Source organism: Burkholderia sp. 9777_1386, from assembly GCF_015712265.1.
GTDB classification, from domain to species: Bacteria; Pseudomonadota; Gammaproteobacteria; order Burkholderiales; family Burkholderiaceae; genus Burkholderia; species Burkholderia cenocepacia.
Genome location: NZ_JACCQB010000024.1, coordinates 79,102 through 98,258, shown reverse-complemented (window position 1 = coordinate 98,258; position 19,157 = coordinate 79,102). Strand labels below are relative to the sequence as shown.

Annotated in this window: 20 protein-coding genes; 11 read left to right on the top strand and 9 right to left on the bottom strand. The window is 66.7% G+C overall.

The features are described 5' to 3' along the window. The 3 genes from H0X91_RS19260 to H0X91_RS19250 form a co-directional block, all read right to left on the bottom strand. The coding region (locus H0X91_RS19260) for a hypothetical protein (protein WP_077242211.1) at nucleotides 1–467 on the bottom strand (467 nt) is incomplete at its 3' end. Nucleotides 468–549: 82 nt separating this feature from the next. Continuing rightward, entirely contained in the window at nucleotides 550–753 is a 204-nt protein-coding gene (locus H0X91_RS19255; protein ID WP_060212861.1) for a hypothetical protein, read from the bottom strand. A gap of 88 nt (nucleotides 754–841) precedes the next feature. Further along, nucleotides 842–1,165: a hypothetical protein gene (locus tag H0X91_RS19250; RefSeq protein WP_034202814.1), complete on the bottom strand. Its 324-nt coding sequence runs from the start codon at nucleotides 1,163–1,165 to the stop codon at nucleotides 842–844. A 141-nt stretch (nucleotides 1,166–1,306) separates the two neighbouring features. On the opposite strand from H0X91_RS19250, the gene H0X91_RS19245 reads away from it, so the two are divergent. The 3 genes from H0X91_RS19245 to H0X91_RS19235 all read left to right on the top strand — a co-directional run bounded on the left by H0X91_RS19245 (nucleotide 1,307) and on the right by H0X91_RS19235 (nucleotide 3,660). Further along, a complete protein-coding gene (locus H0X91_RS19245) occupies nucleotides 1,307–1,456 on the top strand; it encodes a hypothetical protein (RefSeq protein WP_171984106.1) in 150 nt (49 codons plus the stop codon). 297 nt (nucleotides 1,457–1,753) lie between these two features. After that, on the top strand, nucleotides 1,754–2,386 hold the full coding sequence (locus H0X91_RS19240) for a LysE family translocator (protein WP_006484586.1): 633 nt from the start codon (nucleotides 1,754–1,756) through the stop codon (nucleotides 2,384–2,386). A gap of 230 nt (nucleotides 2,387–2,616) precedes the next feature. Next, complete coding sequence (locus tag H0X91_RS19235; RefSeq protein WP_196433240.1) at nucleotides 2,617–3,660, top strand: T6SS immunity protein Tli4 family protein; 1,044 nt, start codon at nucleotides 2,617–2,619, stop codon at nucleotides 3,658–3,660. Nucleotides 3,661–3,742: 82 nt separating this feature from the next. On the opposite strand, the gene H0X91_RS19230 is transcribed toward H0X91_RS19235, so the two are convergent. Then, nucleotides 3,743–5,371 (bottom strand): NADP-dependent glyceraldehyde-3-phosphate dehydrogenase, encoded by a 1,629-nt coding sequence (locus H0X91_RS19230; RefSeq protein WP_060267472.1) that lies wholly within the window; start codon nucleotides 5,369–5,371, stop codon nucleotides 3,743–3,745. A gap of 806 nt (nucleotides 5,372–6,177) precedes the next feature. Between H0X91_RS19230 and H0X91_RS19225 the strand changes: the two genes are divergently transcribed. Then, a complete protein-coding gene (locus H0X91_RS19225) occupies nucleotides 6,178–8,307 on the top strand; it encodes a TonB-dependent receptor (RefSeq protein WP_060212855.1) in 2,130 nt (709 codons plus the stop codon). A gap of 87 nt (nucleotides 8,308–8,394) precedes the next feature. Continuing rightward, entirely contained in the window at nucleotides 8,395–8,856 is a 462-nt protein-coding gene (locus H0X91_RS19220) for a hypothetical protein (RefSeq protein ID WP_048984390.1), read from the top strand. 19 nt (nucleotides 8,857–8,875) lie between these two features. Here H0X91_RS19220 and H0X91_RS19215 read toward each other — a convergent pair whose 3' ends face one another. Further along, nucleotides 8,876–9,823, bottom strand: coding sequence for a LysR family transcriptional regulator (locus H0X91_RS19215; protein ID WP_034202810.1), 948 nt, complete (start codon nucleotides 9,821–9,823; stop codon nucleotides 8,876–8,878). Nucleotides 9,824–10,048: 225 nt separating this feature from the next. Here H0X91_RS19215 and H0X91_RS19210 point away from each other — a divergent pair, with 225 nt between their 5' ends. Then, a complete protein-coding gene (locus tag H0X91_RS19210; protein ID WP_006495762.1) occupies nucleotides 10,049–11,077 on the top strand; it encodes a DUF1338 domain-containing protein in 1,029 nt (342 codons plus the stop codon). Between the two features lie 239 nt (nucleotides 11,078–11,316). On the opposite strand, the gene H0X91_RS19205 is transcribed toward H0X91_RS19210, so the two are convergent. The 3 genes from H0X91_RS19205 to H0X91_RS19195 all read right to left on the bottom strand — a co-directional run bounded on the left by H0X91_RS19205 (nucleotide 11,317) and on the right by H0X91_RS19195 (nucleotide 12,157). Beyond that, nucleotides 11,317–11,514 carry a CsbD family protein gene (locus H0X91_RS19205; RefSeq protein ID WP_006479804.1) on the bottom strand — a complete coding sequence of 66 codons (198 nt, stop codon included), beginning with the start codon at nucleotides 11,512–11,514 and terminating at the stop codon, nucleotides 11,317–11,319. 53 nt (nucleotides 11,515–11,567) lie between these two features. Beyond that, on the bottom strand, nucleotides 11,568–11,918 hold the full coding sequence (locus H0X91_RS19200) for a BON domain-containing protein (protein ID WP_059722340.1): 351 nt from the start codon (nucleotides 11,916–11,918) through the stop codon (nucleotides 11,568–11,570). Between the two features lie 74 nt (nucleotides 11,919–11,992). Beyond that, nucleotides 11,993–12,157: a hypothetical protein gene (locus H0X91_RS19195; RefSeq protein WP_006484627.1), complete on the bottom strand. Its 165-nt coding sequence runs from the start codon at nucleotides 12,155–12,157 to the stop codon at nucleotides 11,993–11,995. A gap of 397 nt (nucleotides 12,158–12,554) precedes the next feature. Between H0X91_RS19195 and H0X91_RS19190 the strand changes: the two genes are divergently transcribed. The 5 genes from H0X91_RS19190 to H0X91_RS19170 all read left to right on the top strand — a co-directional run bounded on the left by H0X91_RS19190 (nucleotide 12,555) and on the right by H0X91_RS19170 (nucleotide 17,737). Further along, entirely contained in the window at nucleotides 12,555–14,087 is a 1,533-nt protein-coding gene (locus tag H0X91_RS19190; RefSeq protein ID WP_048984293.1) for a helix-turn-helix transcriptional regulator, read from the top strand. 143 nt (nucleotides 14,088–14,230) lie between these two features. After that, entirely contained in the window at nucleotides 14,231–14,422 is a 192-nt protein-coding gene (locus H0X91_RS19185) for a CsbD family protein (RefSeq protein ID WP_006495758.1), read from the top strand. A 423-nt stretch (nucleotides 14,423–14,845) separates the two neighbouring features. Beyond that, nucleotides 14,846–15,997, top strand: a complete 1,152-nt coding sequence (locus tag H0X91_RS19180; RefSeq protein WP_006495757.1) for a branched-chain amino acid ABC transporter substrate-binding protein — start codon at nucleotides 14,846–14,848, stop codon at nucleotides 15,995–15,997. A 165-nt stretch (nucleotides 15,998–16,162) separates the two neighbouring features. Beyond that, complete coding sequence (locus tag H0X91_RS19175; RefSeq protein ID WP_006484555.1) at nucleotides 16,163–17,335, top strand: NAD(P)/FAD-dependent oxidoreductase; 1,173 nt, start codon at nucleotides 16,163–16,165, stop codon at nucleotides 17,333–17,335. Nucleotides 17,336–17,527: 192 nt separating this feature from the next. Continuing rightward, entirely contained in the window at nucleotides 17,528–17,737 is a 210-nt protein-coding gene (locus H0X91_RS19170; RefSeq protein ID WP_012493113.1) for a hypothetical protein, read from the top strand. A gap of 166 nt (nucleotides 17,738–17,903) precedes the next feature. Here the strand turns inward: H0X91_RS19170 and H0X91_RS19165 are convergent, their stop codons facing one another. Next, nucleotides 17,904–19,085 (bottom strand): serine hydrolase domain-containing protein, encoded by a 1,182-nt coding sequence (locus tag H0X91_RS19165; protein ID WP_048984302.1) that lies wholly within the window; start codon nucleotides 19,083–19,085, stop codon nucleotides 17,904–17,906. Nucleotides 19,086–19,157: the final 72 nt, after the last annotated feature.

Sequence of the window (19,157 nt, the reverse complement as noted above, 5' to 3'; positions counted from 1 at the left end):
GCGCGGGAGGGCGGGCGATCGTCGAATAGCGATCGCACGAAAGGAAGACTGTCGAAGTGAACGCGGAAGCGTCGGGGAACCGCCGCGGGAAACAGCAGCACCAGCAGCACGAACGATGCGAGCGCGGTGAATAGCGCGGCGCCGAATGCGCACAGGCTGTCGCCGTTACCGGAAGACGCCGCCTTGTCGGCGTGCGCGTCATGCTTCAGTGCATCGACGAGCGCCAGCGCATCGTTGGCCGGCGTGATCGGCGCGCTCGCATCGAAGCGGGCGGCCAGCGCGGCGGCGGTGACGATCAGCGGGCCCTGGCCCGAACACAGCACCACCGAGCCCGCATCCGGACCGTCCGGATCGAGCATCACGGCGCCCGACATCAGCGCGCGGGACAGCAGCGTCACGAGGAGGAACCCCCACAGCCACTGTCGTGCGACGCCTGGCCGGAGCAGGAAGCGGCGAAGTGCGTTCATGGCGCGCGATTGTACCTCCGTTTGCGTGGAGGGGCAGGCGGGCCGTGCGTGTGCGGGGTGGATCGAGGTGGGTCGGGTTGCGTCAGGCGGGACCGGAATCCACGCCCGATTCGTCTTCTTCGGTTGCGTCGTCAGCTGGCAGACCGGGGAGGTCGGCCGTCGACAGTCGCCTCATCGCGCGTTCGGTGTCGTTCGGGTCGAGGTGTTTCCGTGCGTTGCGCCCGTATTGCTTCACGAAGAGGCCGGGCTCGCCGGCCAGCCGGGATGTCCGGTTTCCGATGCGCATGCGGCGAGGTTATCAGGCATGCGAGCGTATCGCGGACGGCCGGCGCCGGCACGACGGCCGTGTGCGGCACGCGCTCCGTTGCGCCGGCTCATACCGGATACGCATCGTCGACCTTGAGGTTCGCGAGCCGGAACAGCGTGCGCAGCGTCTGCGGATGAATGTCGCGGTGCGCGGCGAGCGACGTCAGCATGAAATCGAGCACCTTCGCGTAGCGCAGCAGCACGAGGCAGCGCGCGAGATCGGGCGTGCGGCCGCGCATGTCTTCGGCGAGCGAGACCATTTGCGTCGACAGCGTGCGCGCCATCTCGAGTTCCATCTGCTGTTTCTCGGTCCAGTCGGGCAGCGGCTGTTCGAGCACCTTCGCGAGGAAGAGCTGGAACGACGTATCGGACGAATTGGGCTGCGCATCCATGAAGGGCCTCGTTGCGTGTGCACATCGTACGGGCGTAGCCGTTGGGGCGCCCGCGGGTGAATTCATGTCCGCGCGCCAGCGCGGCTTCTGCCCGAACGGAATGCAGATTCCGTACCAGCGCCGCCGGACGATTGTTGAGCAATGTTGAGCCGCGCTCCCGCATCGGTCGGCGAGTCCCGCCGGGACTGGATCGGGCTGGCGATCGAGGAGGGCGTCTACGCGCGCACGGTGGGCGGCGTCGGGCGCCTGCAGCGGCGCGACGAGGTGAAATGCTTCACGGATGTAACGTAACGCAGGTATCCGGCACGTCGCGCGTTTCCGTCGGCGCACGGCCGGCACGGCGCGTGTCGCGCGGTTCGGCCACGCCCGCCGTGCGTCCGCCGACGGGACGCGGCCGCGGGAAACGCGTGCCGCTGGGTCGCGCGAACCGGCGGCGGACGCGCCGGTTGTTTCAAAACAGAGACGGTCCGGCGTGCGGCGATCGGTTGCATGACCACGCAACTGGCCCAGCGATCGGCCGCACAATTGTCCATGGGCAGACGGCGCGGGTTTGCCAACAATCTCCGAACCATCCCCGCGAGGTCCGCCATGAGCGTCCACACCTTCTTCTCGGCCAATCTGCTGCTCGCCTACACGGCCTATTTCATCGGCACGGCCAGCCCCGGGCCGAGCAATCTCGCGATCATGTCGGTCGCCGCGAACCAGGGTCGCAAGGCGGCGCTGGCGTTCGCGCTCGGCGTGATTTCAGGGTCGATGTTCTGGGCGACGGTGGCGGCGCTCGGCGTATCGGCCGCGCTGCTCGCATGGTCGAAGCTGCTGATCGCGATCAAGGTCTTCGGCGGGCTGTACCTGCTGTGGCTCGCGTTCAAGTCGGCGCGCACGGCGCTGGCGGGGCCGCCGGCGGCATCGGCGAACGCGGCGCGCGAGCAGCGGCTGTCGCGCTTCTACGTGCGCGGCGCGATGCTGCACCTGACCAATCCGAAGGCGATTCTCGTGTGGGTGTCGATCGTCGCGCTGTCGTCGAACGGCGCGGGCGGCGCGCACGGCGCCGTCGTGCCGGGCTGCCTCGCGATCGGCTGCGCGGTGTTCGGCGGCTATGCGTTGGTGTTTTCGATGGACGGTGCGCGCCGGCTGTACGTGCGCGGCCGGCGTGCGATGGAGGCGTGTCTGGCCGTCGTGTTCGGCGTGGCGGGGGTGCGGCTGCTGGTGACGAACGTGTGAGGTGTCGCGCGCCGGCTGCGCGGGCCGCGAGAGGCGGTCAGCCCGCGCAATCGTCGCGCCGGTGACGGCGTCGTGCGTGCCGTCGATACCGGCGTGGCCGACGTGCCGGTTGACGTGCCCGCATCGGGCCTCGCACCGCCCGCTGCTGCGCGACCCGTGCAACGGCGAGGGCCGCGTCTTTCCGGGTACAGTGTCGGGCAACCCATGAAGGATGCACGAGGTACCGGAAGATGCTGATGGTTCGTCTTTTGCGCTGGTTCGGTGTGCTGGCGGGACTGTGTGCCTGCACTTCGGTGTTTTCCGCCGATCCGGCGACAAGCAATCCGCTGCTGTCCAAAGTACGTCCGTGGTGTATCGGCCGCCTGGTGTTCGATCGGCCGGTTTCGAGCGAGATCTCGAGTCAGCGTTACGCGTACCGCGGGGAGCAACTGCTCACGACGCACGAGGTGCCGCCGGATGCCTACCAGGCTGCCATCGCCGCTCGCGAGCAGGTGATGCGTACCCGGCTGCGCGCGAATCCGGCCGAGATGGATCGGAAGACCCGTCACGCGTGGCTGGAAAAGGCCTTTTCCCCCGTACCGGATTCGCGTGTTTTCGTCTTCAACGAAGCGGCGGCGAAATCCGTCACATTGCCGTTCGATACCGAAGGCTATCTGTACGCGAACCGCACGCTCGTCCGCACGACGGGCAGCATCGGCGCCGATGCGCTGGATCGTGTCGAGGGCGTCTATGACGACACGTTCCGGCGCATCCGGATGCGCGACAACTGGGTCGTACCGACCGAACCGGGCTTCTGCTTCGACGGCGGGATTGTGACCGGATCGTCCACCTACCCCGAAGAAGTCAGGCAATCGTTCGCGTTGATGCCGGGCCGACCGGCGCTGCTCGTGATCCAGTCGCGCAATGCCTTCGGCGACGATCGCGAGCAGCCGTTCAGCCGTACGCTGCCCGCGTTGCGCGCGAAATTCGATCGCCTGCCCGGAAGCCATCGTCTCCTGCGCGAGGGGAAACGGTCGATTGCCGGCATGGATGCCGAGGAAGTGCTGTTCGAGCTCCGGGACGGCGCCGTCACGGCTTATCGCTTCTACCTGCTCGCACCGGGCAATCCCGCCACGCTTGCGCAACCGCATACCGCGATCGAGATGCTGCTGGGCGTGGCCGGGCAGAGCGACTTGCCGCCGGCGCAGGCCACCTCGCCGGTCGATGAGGCGCGCGCGCTGCAGGCATGGGACACGCTGCTGAACGGCCTGCACGCGCGACCGGGCGCGATCTGACCGGCGGCGGTGATGCGGGCGACGCGTTCGACCGGACGCCCCGCCGCGCCATGCACGGCGGAGGCCCCGCATCGAAGCGGCTTCAGAAAATGAAGCCCGTATTGATGAACTTCGAGTGGTGATCCGACACGATCGAGTCGAGCAGTTGCTTGCTGCTGTCGGTCTGCTTCGCCGCGACCATCGAGCGGATCGAGAACGCGCGCAGCGCGTCGCTCACCGACAGCGTGCCCTCGGCCGAGTCCTTGCGCCCGGCGAACGGGAACACGTCGGGCCCGCGCTGGCACTGACAGTTGATGTTCACGCGGCACACCTGGTTCACGAGCGGATCGACGAGCGCGCCGATCTGCGCCGGATCGGAACCGAAGATGCTGACCTGCTGGCCGTGCTCCGACGTCGTCACGTAGTCGAGCGCGGTTTCCACGTCGTCGAACGGCGCGACCGGAATGATCGGCCCGAACTGCTCCTCGCGGTACAGCTTCATCCCTTCGGACACCGGATACACGACGGCCGGGTAGAACAGCGTCTTGCTGAATTCGCCGCCCTGATGGTTGACGACCTGCGCACCCTTCGCCTTCGCGTCGTCGATCGCGTCCGTCATGTACGCGGTGCGATGCATGCCCGGCAGCGGCGTGATGCTGACGCCTTTTTCCCACGGCATGCCGATCTTCAGCTGTTCGAGCGCGGCGGTGAAGCGCTTCAGGAATTCGTCGACGATCGAGCGATGCACGAGCAGCATCTTCAGCGCGGTACAGCGCTGGCCGTTGAACGACAGCGCGCCGAGCAGGCACTCCTTCACGGTGAGGTCGAGATCGGCGTCGGGCAGCACGATCGCCGCGTTCTTCGCATCGAGACCGAGGATCGCGCGCAGCCGGTGCGACTTCGGGTGCTGCTTCTTCAGGTGATCGGCGACCTTGCTCGAGCCGATCAGCGCGAGCACGTTGATCTTGCCCGATGCGAGCATGTGCGGCACGACCACCGCGCCCGGCGCGTAGATCGTGTTGATCACGCCCTTCGGGAACGCGTCGCGGAACGCTTCCAGCAGGGGCTCGAACAGCAGCGTGCCGTACTGCGGCGGCTTGAACACCACGGTGTTGCCCATCAGCAGCGCGGGGATCAGCGTCGCGAACGTTTCGTTCAGCGGATAGTTGTACGGGCCCATGCACAGCACGACGCCGAGCGGCGTGCGGCGGATCTGGCCGATCGTGCCTTCCGCGATCACGAAGCGCGAGTTCGCGTTGTCCAGCTCCTTCAGCGCGTCGATCGTCTGCGTCATGTACGTGACGGTGCGGTCGAATTCCTTCTGCGAATCGGCGAGGCTCTTGCCGATCTCCCACATGATCAGGTTCACGACGCGTTCGCGCTGCGCGACCATCCGCTTGATGAAATCCTGCATGCACGCGATGCGCTGCTCGACCTTCATCGTCGGCCATTCGCCGCGGCCGGCGTCGTACGCGCGTACCGCGGCGTCGAGTGCCGCGTCGCTTTCCGTTTCGCCCATCACCGGATAGCTGCCGATCTCGACCTGCTCGACGCCGCCGTCCGGCTGCCGCACGCACACGGGCGACAGCACGGTCTTGGTCGCGCCGTCCCACGGTCGCAATTCGCCGTCGACGAGCGACACGCGCTGGTGAATCGGCGAAGCCAGCCGGAATTCGGCGGGGATGTCCTGTAAGGCGGGAAAGAGGTGCTGCAGGGAGGCGGAATCGGGCATGACGGTCTCGTTTGACGGGGGTGTCCGGGAAGGACGGGCGATGCGAATCCTGAGCTGAATGATCCTCGATCCTGAATCGGCATCATGACCTGCACGCGACGGCGCGTCACGCGGGAATGTGGCCGATTCAGCGAATGGAACCAGTTCCATTAAAAAGGAACGCCGTCACGAATGCAACAATGACCGAATCGCGGCAGCGGCATCGTAAGTATTTCGAAAGACTGTTTCCGAATCGCCGGTATGACGGCCTGGGTGCAACCGCAAACGTTTTACTTCGGCCGAATTGAGCGGATAATGGCGCAGCGCGGTGAGGAAAAAAATGCAGTGAACCTGAGAGCAGACGTAGTGAAGAATAGAAGTCGGTCCGCCGCGCTGCCGATACGAGGTCGGCTGCCCGGAGCGCCGGGTCGGGGTTGCCCGGTCCGGCGCGCACCGGACCGTTGAATCCGTCCCGCCAGTCCCGCCAGCTTGGCCGATCCTTCGTGATCCTCTCCAGCTTCTCCGCCGTCGTATCCCGAATCCCGCCTTTTACCGATCGTCGCCGCATGACGCGATCGATCCGATGCTTTCGTTTTTATTACGATTCGAGCCGCCCAATCGCTTGAAGCAGAAAGGCATTCGTCAGGAATGCAGAGCGCATCGCGTATTCACGTTGTGGCCAGGCGACACGTTGAAAATTAATTAAAAACACGAATCATTCTCGTTTATTATTTCGCCGCATTACGAGCCGTGACGGGATGTCACGGCTTTTTTCGTGCCGCTTGCGCTGGCCGTTCGCCGTTTTCTTCACCACCTCTACGTTCACGATGAAACTCCACACGAGCGCGTGCCATGCGCTTCTGATCGCCACGTCGCTGGCCGGCGCCCGCACTTCGTTTGCGCAGGCGAGCGATGCCGCGGCGACCCTGCCCGCGATTTCCGTCAACGCGGCCGCCGAGCATGCGTCGTACGACGGCGGCCATTCGCGCGCGGCGACCAAGACCGACATGTCGCTGATGGACGTGCCGCAAACCGTGAACGTCGTGCCGCACGCGGTGATCGAGGATCAGAACGCGACGTCGCTGCAGGACGCGCTGCGCAACGTGCCGGGCGTCGGCTTCTCGGTCGGCGACGGCCAGCGCGACCAGATCACGATCCGCGGCTTCAACAGCATCACGGACCAGTACGTCGACGGCATTCGCGACGACGCGCTGTACTACCGCGACCTGTCGAACGTCGATCGCGTCGAGGTGCTGAAGGGGCCGGCGGCCGTGCTGTACGGGCGCGGCTCGGCGGGCGGCATCGTGAATCGCGTGCTGAAGCGGCCGCAGGCGAACCCGGTGAACGACGTGGGCGTGACGCTCGGCACGCGCGGCGAGCGGCGCGGCGAATTCGATCTCGGCTGGAACCCGAACGACGCGGCGCGCTTTCGCATCACCGGCGCGGCCGAGAATTCGAACAGCTTCCGCGACCGGTTCCAGCTCAACCGGCAGGCGATCGCGCCGTCCGCGCAGTTCAAGCTCGACCGCGACACGGTGCTGAACGTCGAATTCGACTACCTGCACGACCGTCGCACGTCCGATCAGGGGTTGCCTGCGTATCGCGGCCGGCCGGTCGACGTGCCGATCAACACGTACTACGGGTCGGCCGACGGCGGGAACAGTTCGTACAACGACATCTCCGCGAAAAGCGCGACGGTGTCGCTCGATCATCGCTTCAACGATTCGCTGTCGTTCCACGGCGCGATCCGCGCGTACGACTTCTCGCTCGAGCGGAAGAACTACGTGACGTACGAGCCGATCAAGACCGCCGCGCACCCGGTCGTCACGCTCGATCAGTCGACGCGCCAGCGCACCGATCACGGCATCGACGGGCTGTTCGAACTCACGCAGAAGACCTCGCTGTTCGGCATGCGTCACGAGCTGCTGTACGGGCTGGAGCTGTCGCAGCAGCAGAAGTTCGACACGATCTACAGCGTGACGAAGGTCGCGACCTACGATCTGTTCAATCCGCAGCCGGTCGTCCTGCCCGGCGTGCCGGGCGGCACGCGCGCGAAGACGAACGCGTCGACCGTCGTCGGGCTCGCGGGCGTCTATGCGCAGGACCTGATCTCGCTGACCGAACACTGGAAGGTGCTCGCCGGCCTGCGCTTCGATTACCTGAACCAGATCCGCCACGACTACACGTCGTCGAACGTCAATCTCGACCGCACCGATCATGCATGGAGTCCGCGCGTCGGCCTGATCTACGAACCGCTCGACTGGCTCACGCTGTACGGGTCGTTCAGCCAGTCGTTCTCGCCGCTGGCCGACACGCTGATCAGTTCCGGCGCGTTCTCGAACGGCGCCGCGCTCGCGCCGCAGAAGACCACCGCGTATGAAGTGGGCTCGCGCTTCGACCTCGGCGGCAAGGCGACGGCCAGCGTCGCGCTGTTCGACATGCGCCAGACCAACCAGCAGATCGGCGACCCGGCGAATCCCGGCTATGCGCTGCCGATCGGCACGCAACACGTGCGCGGGATGGAGCTCGGCTTCACCGGCGAGATCGCGCCGAAGTGGTCGGTGTATGCGGGTTACGCGTACCTGAACGGCACGGTGGACGGGTCCGCGCAATCGACGGCGGCCGGCCTGGCGGTGTCGAGCAACACGCCGGGGCTGATGCCGCGCCACAGCGCGAACCTGTGGCTCAAGCGCGAGCTGCCGTACGGCTTCTATGCGGCGGCCGGCATGCAGTTCCAGTCCGCGCGCTATACGTCGGCGAGCGATCTCGTCACGCTGCCGTCGTTCACGGTGTTCAACCTGGGCGCCGGCTATCGCAGCAAGAAGGTCGACGTGACGCTCACGCTCGACAACCTGTTCGATCGACGCTACTTCATCGCCGCGCACGGCAACGCGGACCTGTACAACATGCCCGGCGATCCGCGTACGCTGACCGCCACGGTGAAGTGGCACATGTAACGCACGCGGTGCGCGACAATGCGGGTCTTCGTCACGACGACCCGCACCCGACTGCCCATGAGCCGCCACGCGCTTGATGCGTCCAGCATGACCGCCCGCGCCCGCGCGCTGCTTTTATCGTTGCTGGCGTGCGGCCCGGTCGCGGCCGGCGCGCAGACCATTCCCGCGGATGCCGAGCCGGGTTGCCATGCCGTGCATGTCGACCGGACGATCACGCTGTCGGGGCGTTACGCGCTCGACTACGGCGACGAATCGATCGGGCCGGACGTGGGGTTCGAAGAGGACGACGCGTCGGCGCGGCACTTGCCTGATCGCTCGCAGCGCGCAGGCGTGATCGTTTTCACGAACCAGCCCGACGCGCGGCGCCGGCTGCGGCTGCCCGCCGCGCAGCCGCGCGGCGTGTGCCGGTTCGACGGGCGCGCGACGCTCGTGATCCGCGATCTGGAGACCGCGTGCCCGGGGCTGGAAACGCCCGATCGTGCGCGGCTGGTGAAGGTCGTGTCAGCCGACGCGCCGGCGCGGCACGCATGCGGCGCCACCGCGCGGTGACGCCGGCGCGGCAGCGCCGTTACTCGATGTCTTCGTCATCCTCTTCATCGGCGTCTCGCGCGTCGCGTTCCGGCGCCGCATACGCGCTCGCCTGTTCGAGCAGCCAGCCGCGGAACGATTCCAGCGGCTTGCTGTGGCTGAACTCCGTCGGATACACGAGGTAGTACGCCGAATCGCCGACGGTTGCCGCATCGCACGGCACGACGAGCCCGAGTTGCTGCAACTGTTCCTCGACGAAAAACTTCGGCACGAGCGCGACGCCGAGCCCGGCCGCGGCCGCGCTGATCAGCATCGTATGCAGCTCGTAGCGCACGCCCTGCATCGTGCGGATGTCCTCGACGCCGTGCGTCTCGAACCACTGCGCCCACGCGCCGGGGCGCGTCGTCGAGTGCAGCAGCGGGTACGCGAGCAGATCCTCGACGCGCTCGACCGGCCCGTTCAGCAGCGCGGGCGAGCAGATCGGCACGACTTCCTCGCCGAACAGATAGTCGGACGACGTGCCGGGCCACGTCGGCTTGCCGTAGTGGATCGCGGCTTCGAAGTGCGTGTCCTCGAACGAGAACAGGTCGGTGCGGCTGCCCATGTTCACGCGCACGTCGGGCGTGCGGTCGTAGAAGCTCTTGATGCGCGGGATCAGCCAATGCGACGCGAAGGTCGGCAGCACCGCGAGTTCCAGGTAGCCGCCGCCGCTGCCGTGCGCGATGATCGACAGCGTGTCGCGGTCGAGCGCTTCCAGCGCGCGCCGCACCTGCGTGCCGTACAGCTTGCCGGCGCGCGTCAGCACGACGCGCTGCTTCACGCGCGCGAACAGCCGCACGCCGAGGCTCGCCTCCAGCGTCGCGATCTGCCGCGACACTGCGCTTTCGGTCAGGAACAGCTCCTTGGCCGCGTGCGTGAAGCTCTCGTGGCGGGCGGCGGCTTCGAAAGCCACGAGCGCGCCCATGTTGGGGATCTTGAATTTGCGCATGATGCTCTATTTATCCGACAAAAAGGGCCGCGCCGCACGGGGGTGAGGGGGAGCGAAGGGCCGCTGATAATTCCAAAAACTCATCACATATCAATTTAATCTCGCTTTACGCCCCGCTGCAACCCTTTGAATAATGCTTCCCGTGCAAGGTCAGGCGCCCGCCGGGCGGCCGGCCGACGAGTTGCCGGCACGTTTGCCGGCGGGTCCCCCGAGACGAGAATCCTGATGCGCAATCCGAATATCGACAGCTTGCTGACGAAGCTGCTGGGACAGGCGAAGACCGACGCCCTGTTCTCGACCCTGAACATGCCGGCCATCCTCGAAGAATGGGAAGACGGCGTCGTGACGCGCGCGGAAATCGCGCAGGCGATGAACATGGCGCTGTTCGAAGGGCTGCTCGAGCGTTCGGCGAACGGCCGCGCGTACACGGCCGAGGCGATCGAAAACGGCGGCTCGGTCTATTTCGACCACGGCGCGCTGCGCACGGTGCGCTGGCCGCACACGGGCGCGCTGCCGCCGGGCGAGGCGGCGTTCACGCGCATCCTGCGTCCGCTCGGCTTCCGCCTGAACGGCCGTTACCCGCTCGACAAGCTCGGCATGACGGGCCGCGCGTATGCGCATGAAGACGCGCCGGACGAAATCGCGCAGTTTTTCGTCAGCGAACTGCATCCGGAGCGCTTCTCGAAGGAATTCCAGCAGGCGGTGACGAACGTCGTCAGTTCGTCGCGCGACCCGCTGTCGCCGGCGGCCGTCGCGCTGCTGTGGGAAGTCGAGCGCGAAGGCTGGCTGTCGCTCGAAGCCGCGCACGCGCTGCTGCCGGAAATCGTCGGCGCGTTCGCGCGCCAGCACGATGTGCCGAACGAGCTCGACTACGAAACGCTGCTGATGGAATCGGCGGAGATGGCGTGGATCGCGACCGAAGGCAATGCGTTCAACCATGCGACCGACCGCGTCGCCGACGTGTTCAAGCTGTCCGACGACGAGAAGGCGAAGGGCCGGCCGATGAAGCCGGAGGTCGAGCGCTCGCGCTCGGGCCGCGTGTTCCAGACGGCCTATCGCGCGGATACCGTCGAGCGCGAATTCCGCACCCGCGACGGCGGCACGGTCAAGCGCAACGTGCCGGGGTCGTTCTACGAATTCATCACGCGCAAGCGCACGTTCGACCAGGCGGCGCGGCGCTGGGTGACCGACCTGCGCTTCGACGCGGGCAATGCGCAGGGCATCTTCAAGATGACGGCGAACGCGGCGAAGTAAGCACGGCGCGTCACGTATCGCGTGCACAAGCGGAAGGGCCGGCGGCTGGTTTCAGCCGTCGGCCCGTTTCCGTTGACGGGGCGTCGCGTGCGTCAGAAGAGGTGCGTGACCAGAAAAAACAGCACCAGCAGCCCGATCGGTACGCCGAGCAGCCATGCGATCAGATATTTGCCCATGTCGTTGTCCTCCGCGTGGCCGCGACGCGGTGCGCGTCGCGGCGGGGTGAGACGACTGGCGCGTTACAGCTCGCGGTCGAATTCCTTCAGCTGCTTCTCGGCTTCGTCGCGGGCGATCCCGTAACGCTCCTGGATCTTGCCGGCCAGATAATCGCGATTGCCTTCCGCGACCTGGAGGTCGTCGTCGGTCAGCTTGCCCCACTTGGCCTTCAGCTTGCCGGTGAGCTGCTTCCACTGGCCCTTGATCTTGTCTTCGTTCATGGTGTGCTCCTTTCGTAAGGGGAGAAAAGTGCGGCGCTCGGCCGCGGGGTAGCTCAGGCCTTCGCCTTCAGGCCGGATGCGTCGACGTGCTTCACGCCCTTGATCGCGCGCGTCACGGCGATGGCCTTCTTCACGGCGACCTTCGTCGGCAGCACGCCCGTGAGCGTGACGACGCCGTCGACCGTCTTCACGCTGATGTCGGTGCTCTTCACGCCGTCGGTGGTTGCGAGCTCACCTTTCACCTTGGTCGTGATCCACGTGTCGGTGACCGGCTGATTCGATTCGCTCGCCATGCCGCTATCGGCCGACGAGGCCTGGGCGTGCGCGTTCGTGAGCGGAGCGGCGGACAGCAGGAAGGCCGCGCTGACGGCGAGCAGGGTCGAAAGGTGCGAGGTCTTGTTCATTGATGTTCTCCTTCGATTGGCGGGTTGAATCAATCAGTCGGTGAGCACGGCGCGTTCCCGTGCGTTCGTGTGCCTCAGCGGGCGATCGGCGTGTCGTAGCCGGGCTCGCGCGGCGGCATGTCCGGGCGCGGCACGTCGGGTGGCAGCGGTACCGGCGGGTCGGTGCCGGGCGCCGGCTCGGGCGGATTGTCCGGGGCCGGTTCGGGCCGCGTCGGATCGGGTGTCTGATGCAATTTCATCCGGGTGTCCTCCCTCTGCGGTATGAAAGGGCAGCGCATGAGCGCCGATGCAGTACCAGCGTACCGACGCGAACGCGAGCGGACATCGCGCAAATTCACCGGATCGGTTAGTGCGTTTGCACTGGGGGACGGAACAGACGGTGGGGCGGGGACATGCACCACGACCCGGGCAACGCGGCGCGACAGGCGAGCGGGCCGTGCCGCACCATTCGGCGGGGCACCGCACGATCACGGGCGGCATGCGAATGTACTATTCGAGATAGTGCATTCGCGCGTGTCGCGCCGTTGCGCGGCACGCGATCATCGCCGCACGCGCCGGCCGGGGCATGCCGTTGCAACGGGCGCCCGGCCGGCGCCCGGGTTGACCGCTCATGTTGACGACAGGGACAACGATTCGATGAACGAACAAGTAGACGAACAGGCGCTCAAGTCGCATACCGACCGGCGTCAGCTGCACCAGATCATCGCGGGACTCACCGAGGGCGTGATCCTGATCGAGCCGGACCAGCGGATCGTCTGGGCGAACGAGGCCGCGCTCGCGATGCATGGCGTGACCGAGCTGAAGGCGCTCGGCGCGGACGTCACCGAATACCGCGAGCGATTCCGGCTGCGCTACCGGAACAACCATCCGGTGCGCGACGGCCACTATCCGATGGATCGCGTGATCGCCGGAGAGGAGTTCAGCGACGTGACGGTCGAAGTCGAATCGGCCGCCGACGCGTCGGTGAGCTGGGTGCACCGCATCCGCAGCCTGGTGCTGACGAACGCGGCCGGCGAACCCGACTGCCTCGCGCTCGTGCTGCACGACGCGACCGAATGGGCGAGCGCCGAGGAGCGCTTCGAGCGCACCTTCAACGCGAACCCGGCGCCGGCCGTGATCTGCCGGCTCGACGACTTGCGCTACGTGAAGGTCAACCAGGGCTTTCTCGACATGACGGGCCACGCGCGCGACGACGTGCTCGGCCGCTCGGTGTACGAGGTCGACGTGCTCGAACAGGCCGAACGGCGCGAGCTCGCGATCGAGCGGCTCGGCGAAGGCGCGACGATTCCGCAGATGGAGGCTGTGCTCAAGCTTGCCGACGGCAGTACCAAGGCGGTGGTCGTCGCCGGGCAGCCGATCGACATGAACGGCGAGGCGTGCATGCTGTTCACGTTCATGGATCTCGAGCCGCGCAAGCAGGCCGAGCGCGCGCTGATGCAAAGCGAGGAACGCTTCGCGACGGCCTTCCGGATGGCGCCGGTCGCGATGGCGATCGTCACGGCGGACCGTTTCGAGCTGCTCGACGTGAACGATGGGTTTGCCGCGATGACGGGCCATGCGCAGGCCGACCTCCTTGGTAAATCCGCGGACGAGATCGGGCTGTGGGCCGAACGCGGTGCGTGGTCGCGCATCGAAGGCCGGCTCGCCGACGACGGCCACGTGCGCAACGTGGACGTGCAGATCCGCACGCGCGACGGCGACGTGCGCGATTGCGTCGTGTCGGCCGACCCCGTCGCGATTCACGGACGCGACTGCCTGCTCGTCGCGCTGCTCGACATCAGCGACCGCAAGCGCACGGAGATGGAGCTCGTCTACGCGATCGAGACCGCGATGCAGGATGCGTCGTGGTTCAGCCGTACGCTGATCGAGAAGCTCGCGAACGTGCGGCGCGCGAATGCGCCGGATGCGGGCGCGCAGCTGTCCGACCTGACCGCGCGCGAGCGCGACGTGTTCGACCTGCTGTGCCACGGCCTGGCCGACAAGGAGATCGCCGGCCGCCTCGGGCTCGCGCCGAACACCGTGCGCAATCACGTCGCGACGATCTACGCGAAGCTCGACGTGCACAGCCGCGGCGAGGCGATTGTGTGGGCGCGCGAGCGCGGGATCGTCGGCACGGCCGAACCGAACGGCGCGCGCGGCGACAAGGGCGGCGCGAAGGGCAAGGACTGACCGCGGCGGTACGAATGCACCATGCCGATTGGTGCATCCGCATCTGCCGCCCGCGGCGTCCGATTGCGATCCTGTCCACTCGGCGGTGCGGCGCAGGGGCGCGGCGTCGCCGGCTCTCCCCCAAACCATCGCAGGAGATGACCATGGACAGGAATCGCATCGAAGGCAAGCTCAAACAGGTCAAGGGTTCGGTCAAGGAAGCACTCGGCAAGGTGACGGGCGACCGCGAGACCGAAGCGGAAGGCCTGGCCGAACAGCAGGCCGGCAAGCTTCAGGAGAAGGCCGGCGAGGCGGCCGATGCGGTGCGCAAGCATACGGGCACCGATCGCCACTGAACGATGACGCGGCGCCCGCCACGGGCGTCGCGAAGGCCGGCCGGGCCGGCGTCGCAGCGATGATGCGTGGCCGGCATGACCACGGCCGGCCTTTCTCCACGGGCGCGGCCGCCATTTCCTGCACGAGCACTCCATCCACGGCCCCCGTCGTACGGGCCGCGGATCGGCCATGGACCCGGAACTTGATGACAAATCCTCACAACGTAGTTCCGATATTTCGTTTGCTGCACGGGTATTGGCTACCCACAATCCATTCACCTCTTTCGCGATGAAAGGTTCTTCGGAGACGGAACCGCGGTGATCGGCCGGCCGGTCGGACGCATGCAATGCGCCCCGGGCAGTGCAAGCAGTCACCGGCGCGCAGGAGGTTGCCGACGCGCGTCATTCGCGCGTTGCATCCCGACCCTCAGAAGAAGGACTGCCATGACGTTCCGCATTCGTTCGCTTTCCGGCGCTGCACTGACCGCCGCGCTTCTCGCGTTCCAGACGGGCGCGGCCCATGCGCAGGAGACGATCGTCAAGGTCGGCGTGGCGGGCCCGCTGACCGGCGGCGGCGCCGCCTACGGCAAGGACATCGAGAACGGCGTGCGCATGGCGGTCGACGAAGCGAATGCCGCGCGCACGACGGTCGGCGGCAAGCCGGTGAAATTCGTGATCGCGTCGCAGGACGACCAGAGCGATCCGCGCACCGGCGTGCAGGCCGCGCAGCAGCTCGCCGACGCGCAGGTTGCCGTCGTGATCGGCCACTTCAATTCGGGCACGACGCTGCCCGCGTCGAAGATCTACGCGAAGGCCGGCATTCCGATGATCACGCCGTCGGCGACCAATCCCGACATCACGCGCGCCGGGCTCGACACCGTGTATCGCGTGATCGCGACCGACACGCAGAACGCCGGCAACGCCGGTGCGTATGCGGCGAGCGTGACGAAGGCGAAGCGCATCGCGATCATCGACGATCGCACCGCGTTCGGCCAGGGCGAAGCCGACGAATTCGAGAAGTCGGTGAAGGCGAACGGCGGCACGATCGTCGCGCGCGAATTCACGAACGACAAGGCCGTCGACTTCAGCGCGCAGCTCACGAAGATCAAGAGCACCAATGCCGATCTCGTGTTCTTCGGCGGCCTCGACGCACAGGCCGCGATGCTCGTGAAGCGCATGCGCCAGCTCGGCATCCGCGCGCAGTTCCTCGCGGGCGGCGGCGTGATGAACGCGAACTTCATCCGGCTGGCCGGCAATGCGGCCGAGGGCGCGTCGGTGTGGGAATACGGGCAGCCGCTGTCGCGTCTCGCGAAGGGCAAGCTGTTCGAAACGAAATTCAAGCAGAAGTACGGCGTCGACATGCTCGCGTATGCGCCGTTCGCGTACGACGCGACGTGGATCGCGATCAATGCGATGCAGAAGGCGAACTCGACCAAGCCGGCCGATTTCAACGGCGCGCTGAAGGGCACGCGCTACGACGGCATCACGGGCACGATCGCGTTCACGAACACGGGCGACCTGAAGAACCCGAGCTCGACGCTGTATGAAGTGAAGAACGCCGCGTGGCAGCCCGTCACGACCAAGTCGGCGGACTGAATGCAACCCGCGTGAGCGGGCTTTCGCGGCGATGCCGGACGTGCTGAAATAGCCGGAGCGATCGCCCACGAAGGCTGCCCGCGCGACGCCGCGCGAGTCGCGGCACGAACCACCCAACGGGCGCGGCCGGCTGGCTGCGCCTTTTACGTGTAACCGGAGTCAGTCGTGAGTTCTCAAGTCGTCATCGTCGGCGGTGGTGTGATCGGCAGCTCGATCGCGTATTTCCTGCGCGCCACCGATCCCACGGTCGCCGTGACCGTCATCGAACGCGATCCTACCTATGCAAGATCGTCGTCGGCGCTGTCGGCCGCGTCGATTCGCCAGCAGTTTTCCACGCCGCTGTCGATCGAGATGTCGCTGTTCGGCATCGAGTTCCTGCGCACGATCGGCGAGCGGCTCGAAGTGGACGGCAACCGGCCGTCGATCGATCTGCACGAAGGCGGCTACCTGTTCCTCGCGACGCCGGCCGGCGACGCGACGCTGCGCGAGAACCATGCGCTGCAGACCAGCCTCGGCGCCGATATCCGGCTGATGGACGGCGACGCGCTGCGCGCGAAGTTTCCGTGGCTGAACGTCGACGATCTCGTGTCGGGTGCGTACGGCGTGAGCGGCGAAGGCTGGTTCGACGGCTACGGGCTCGTGCAGGCGCTGCGCAAGAAGGCGCAGGCGCTCGGCGCGCGCTACGTGCCGGCCGACGTGAAGGACGTGGTGCGCGACGGCCGCAAGATTACGCATGTCGTGACGGACGACGGCGAGCGCTACGCGTGCGACACGCTCGTCAACGCGGCCGGCGCATGGACGCGTACGCTGTCGTCGATGATGGGCATCGACATTCCGGTGTTTGCACGGCGTCGCAGCATCTTCAACGTATCGTCGCCAGCGAAGCTTGCCGATTGCCCGCTGCTGATCGATCCGACCGGCGTGTATTTCCGGCCGGAAGGGCGCACGTATATCTGCGGCACGTCGCCGAGCCCCGATCGCGACCCGGACGACCTGCCGCTCGACGAAGTCGACCACGACCTGTTCGACGACGTGATCTGGCCGACGCTCGCGCATCGCGTACCGGAATTCGAGGCGCTGCGCGTCGAGAATTGCTGGTCCGGTTACTACGAGTACAACGTGTTCGATCACAACGCGATCATCGGCTACCACCCGGAACTCGACAACGTCGTGTTCGCGAACGGCTACAGCGGCCACGGGCTGCAGCAGGGGCCCGCGACGGGGCGCGGCGTCAGCGAACTCATTCTGGGCGGGCGTTACGACACGCTCGACCTGTCGTCGCTCGGCTGGGCGCGCGTGCTCGAAAACCGGCCGATCGTCGAAAAGAACGTCGTGTAGCGCGGCGTGACCGCCCGGTATGGGGTGGGCGGGATTCTCCTAGTGTCTCAAACCCGTTGGCCCGACTTTCGTCGGGCTTTTTTTGTCGTCGGCAGGCTGATCCGTACCCGATGTCGTCGATGTCGGAATGTGGCAACATCGCGGAGGTTTTTACACACTGACTGTCTACTTGAGCAACGGGGGCCCGCTGGAATGAGCGACATCGCCATCGATATACCGTGGCCGGTCATGATGCTGATTTTGGGCATCAGCTATTGGCCGTTGTGGCTGCTTGTCGGTGCCGGGTTGATGTATTTCGGTATGACGCGTCTGCGCGGGATCGGGCGTATTGCCTGTATCGTCGCTGCGGTCTTGTTCATCGCTTATACCGGCTTGGGCTTGTACGTGATCCTTGCCAGGTAGGGGAAACGTCCGTGACGGCGTGCGACAACGATGCGGTCAGCCGGAATTGGCGTTGCGTCGATTCAGGGCGCTCGCCGCACGTTATTCGCCATGCCGGGCGCGAGGAAGTGGCCGAGCCGCATGGAACGAGACTGGCCCGGCTTTGCCGGGCCTTTTCCATTCCGCGCTACCGCACACCATAAATCGCATCGCGCAGATCGAGCGTGTACTGCCCGTTCATCCCTTCGTAGAGCGTGTTCGACAGCGACACGGCGGTGAGCCCGCGTGCGCGGTCGACGAACCACGAATGACCGTAGACGCCGCCCCAGCGCCACGTGCCGACGGATTCCGGCGACGCGGCCGCCTGCGGGTCGTGCAGCACCGAGAAGCCGATTCCGAAGCCCGCGCCGGGCAGGTCCGGCAATTCCAGATCGCCGGTCTGTACGCGGCCCATCTCGTCGACCAGCTCGGCGGGCAGGATCGCGCCGCCGCCCGCGCGCAACGTGTCCAGCACCGTCAGCACGTCGCCGGCGGTGCCGACCATCCCGGCGCCGCCCGACGGGAACGCGTGTGCATCCAGCGCACGCGACGGCGAGTACGTGACGCCGACGAACCCTTCGACGATGGGTACCGTCTCGTTCTCGGCGAGCCGGTGCGGCTGCGGCGTGTCGTTGACGTACGGCGTCGCGAGCCGCGCGGGATCGCGTGCGACGAACGCCGTGTCGTGCACGCCGAGCGGGCGCAGCACGAGCGCATCGATCGCATCGGGGAGCGGCACGCCGCAGACGGCCTCGATCAGCGCGCCGATGACGTCGATCGACAGCGAGTAGTTCCAGCTGGTGCCGGGCGCGAACAGCAGCGGCACGCTCGCGATCCGGCGCAGGTTGTCGGCGAGCGTGATCGATGCGGCATCGAGCCCATCGGAGACGCCCGCACGCGCATACGGGCCGTTCGCGTCGGTTTCGTTGAAGCGATAGTCGAGGCCGGCGGTATGCACGAGCAGCTGGCGCACCGTGATCGTCGGCACGCGGCCGTCGGGCAGCGCCGGACGGAATTCGGGCAGCCAGCGCGTGACGTCGTCGTCGAGCGACAGCTTGCGTTGCGCGACGAGCGCCATCGCGGCCGCCGAGACGATCGGCTTCGTCACCGATGCGAGCCGGAACAGCGTGTCCTCGCGCATCGGCGTACGCGATTCGCGGTCCGCGAAGCCGGCCGCGCGGCGATAGACGAGTTCGCCGTCGCGGGCGACGAGGACGACGGCGCCGACGAGGCGCTGCGTGTCGAGCTGGCGGGACAGGACCGCGTCGATGCGCTCGGCGAGCGCGCGATCGGTTGACGACTGCAGTGACGATGCGGGAGAGGAGGTCATCGAAAATTCCGTCGTGAAGGGCCTGGTCGACATGTTATGTGACGCGCGCCGCACGCGTCGTTAACCCTTACA

Coding starts and splice junctions, on each gene's coding strand:
- H0X91_RS19255 (WP_060212861.1), bottom strand. CDS start 753: ATGCGCATCGGAAACCGGACATCCCGGCTGGCCGGCGAGCCCGGCCTC.
- H0X91_RS19250 (WP_034202814.1), bottom strand. CDS start 1,165: ATGGATGCGCAGCCCAATTCGTCCGATACGTCGTTCCAGCTCTTCCTC.
- H0X91_RS19245 (WP_171984106.1), top strand. CDS start 1,307: ATGTTGAGCCGCGCTCCCGCATCGGTCGGCGAGTCCCGCCGGGACTGG.
- H0X91_RS19240 (WP_006484586.1), top strand. CDS start 1,754: ATGAGCGTCCACACCTTCTTCTCGGCCAATCTGCTGCTCGCCTACACG.
- H0X91_RS19235 (WP_196433240.1), top strand. CDS start 2,617: ATGCTGATGGTTCGTCTTTTGCGCTGGTTCGGTGTGCTGGCGGGACTG.
- H0X91_RS19230 (WP_060267472.1), bottom strand. CDS start 5,371: ATGCCCGATTCCGCCTCCCTGCAGCACCTCTTTCCCGCCTTACAGGAC.
- H0X91_RS19225 (WP_060212855.1), top strand. CDS start 6,178: ATGAAACTCCACACGAGCGCGTGCCATGCGCTTCTGATCGCCACGTCG.
- H0X91_RS19220 (WP_048984390.1), top strand. CDS start 8,395: ATGACCGCCCGCGCCCGCGCGCTGCTTTTATCGTTGCTGGCGTGCGGC.
- H0X91_RS19215 (WP_034202810.1), bottom strand. CDS start 9,823: ATGCGCAAATTCAAGATCCCCAACATGGGCGCGCTCGTGGCTTTCGAA.
- H0X91_RS19210 (WP_006495762.1), top strand. CDS start 10,049: ATGCGCAATCCGAATATCGACAGCTTGCTGACGAAGCTGCTGGGACAG.
- H0X91_RS19205 (WP_006479804.1), bottom strand. CDS start 11,514: ATGAACGAAGACAAGATCAAGGGCCAGTGGAAGCAGCTCACCGGCAAG.
- H0X91_RS19200 (WP_059722340.1), bottom strand. CDS start 11,918: ATGAACAAGACCTCGCACCTTTCGACCCTGCTCGCCGTCAGCGCGGCC.
- H0X91_RS19195 (WP_006484627.1), bottom strand. CDS start 12,157: ATGAAATTGCATCAGACACCCGATCCGACGCGGCCCGAACCGGCCCCG.
- H0X91_RS19190 (WP_048984293.1), top strand. CDS start 12,555: ATGAACGAACAAGTAGACGAACAGGCGCTCAAGTCGCATACCGACCGG.
- H0X91_RS19185 (WP_006495758.1), top strand. CDS start 14,231: ATGGACAGGAATCGCATCGAAGGCAAGCTCAAACAGGTCAAGGGTTCG.
- H0X91_RS19180 (WP_006495757.1), top strand. CDS start 14,846: ATGACGTTCCGCATTCGTTCGCTTTCCGGCGCTGCACTGACCGCCGCG.
- H0X91_RS19170 (WP_012493113.1), top strand. CDS start 17,528: ATGAGCGACATCGCCATCGATATACCGTGGCCGGTCATGATGCTGATT.
- H0X91_RS19165 (WP_048984302.1), bottom strand. CDS start 19,085: ATGACCTCCTCTCCCGCATCGTCACTGCAGTCGTCAACCGATCGCGCG.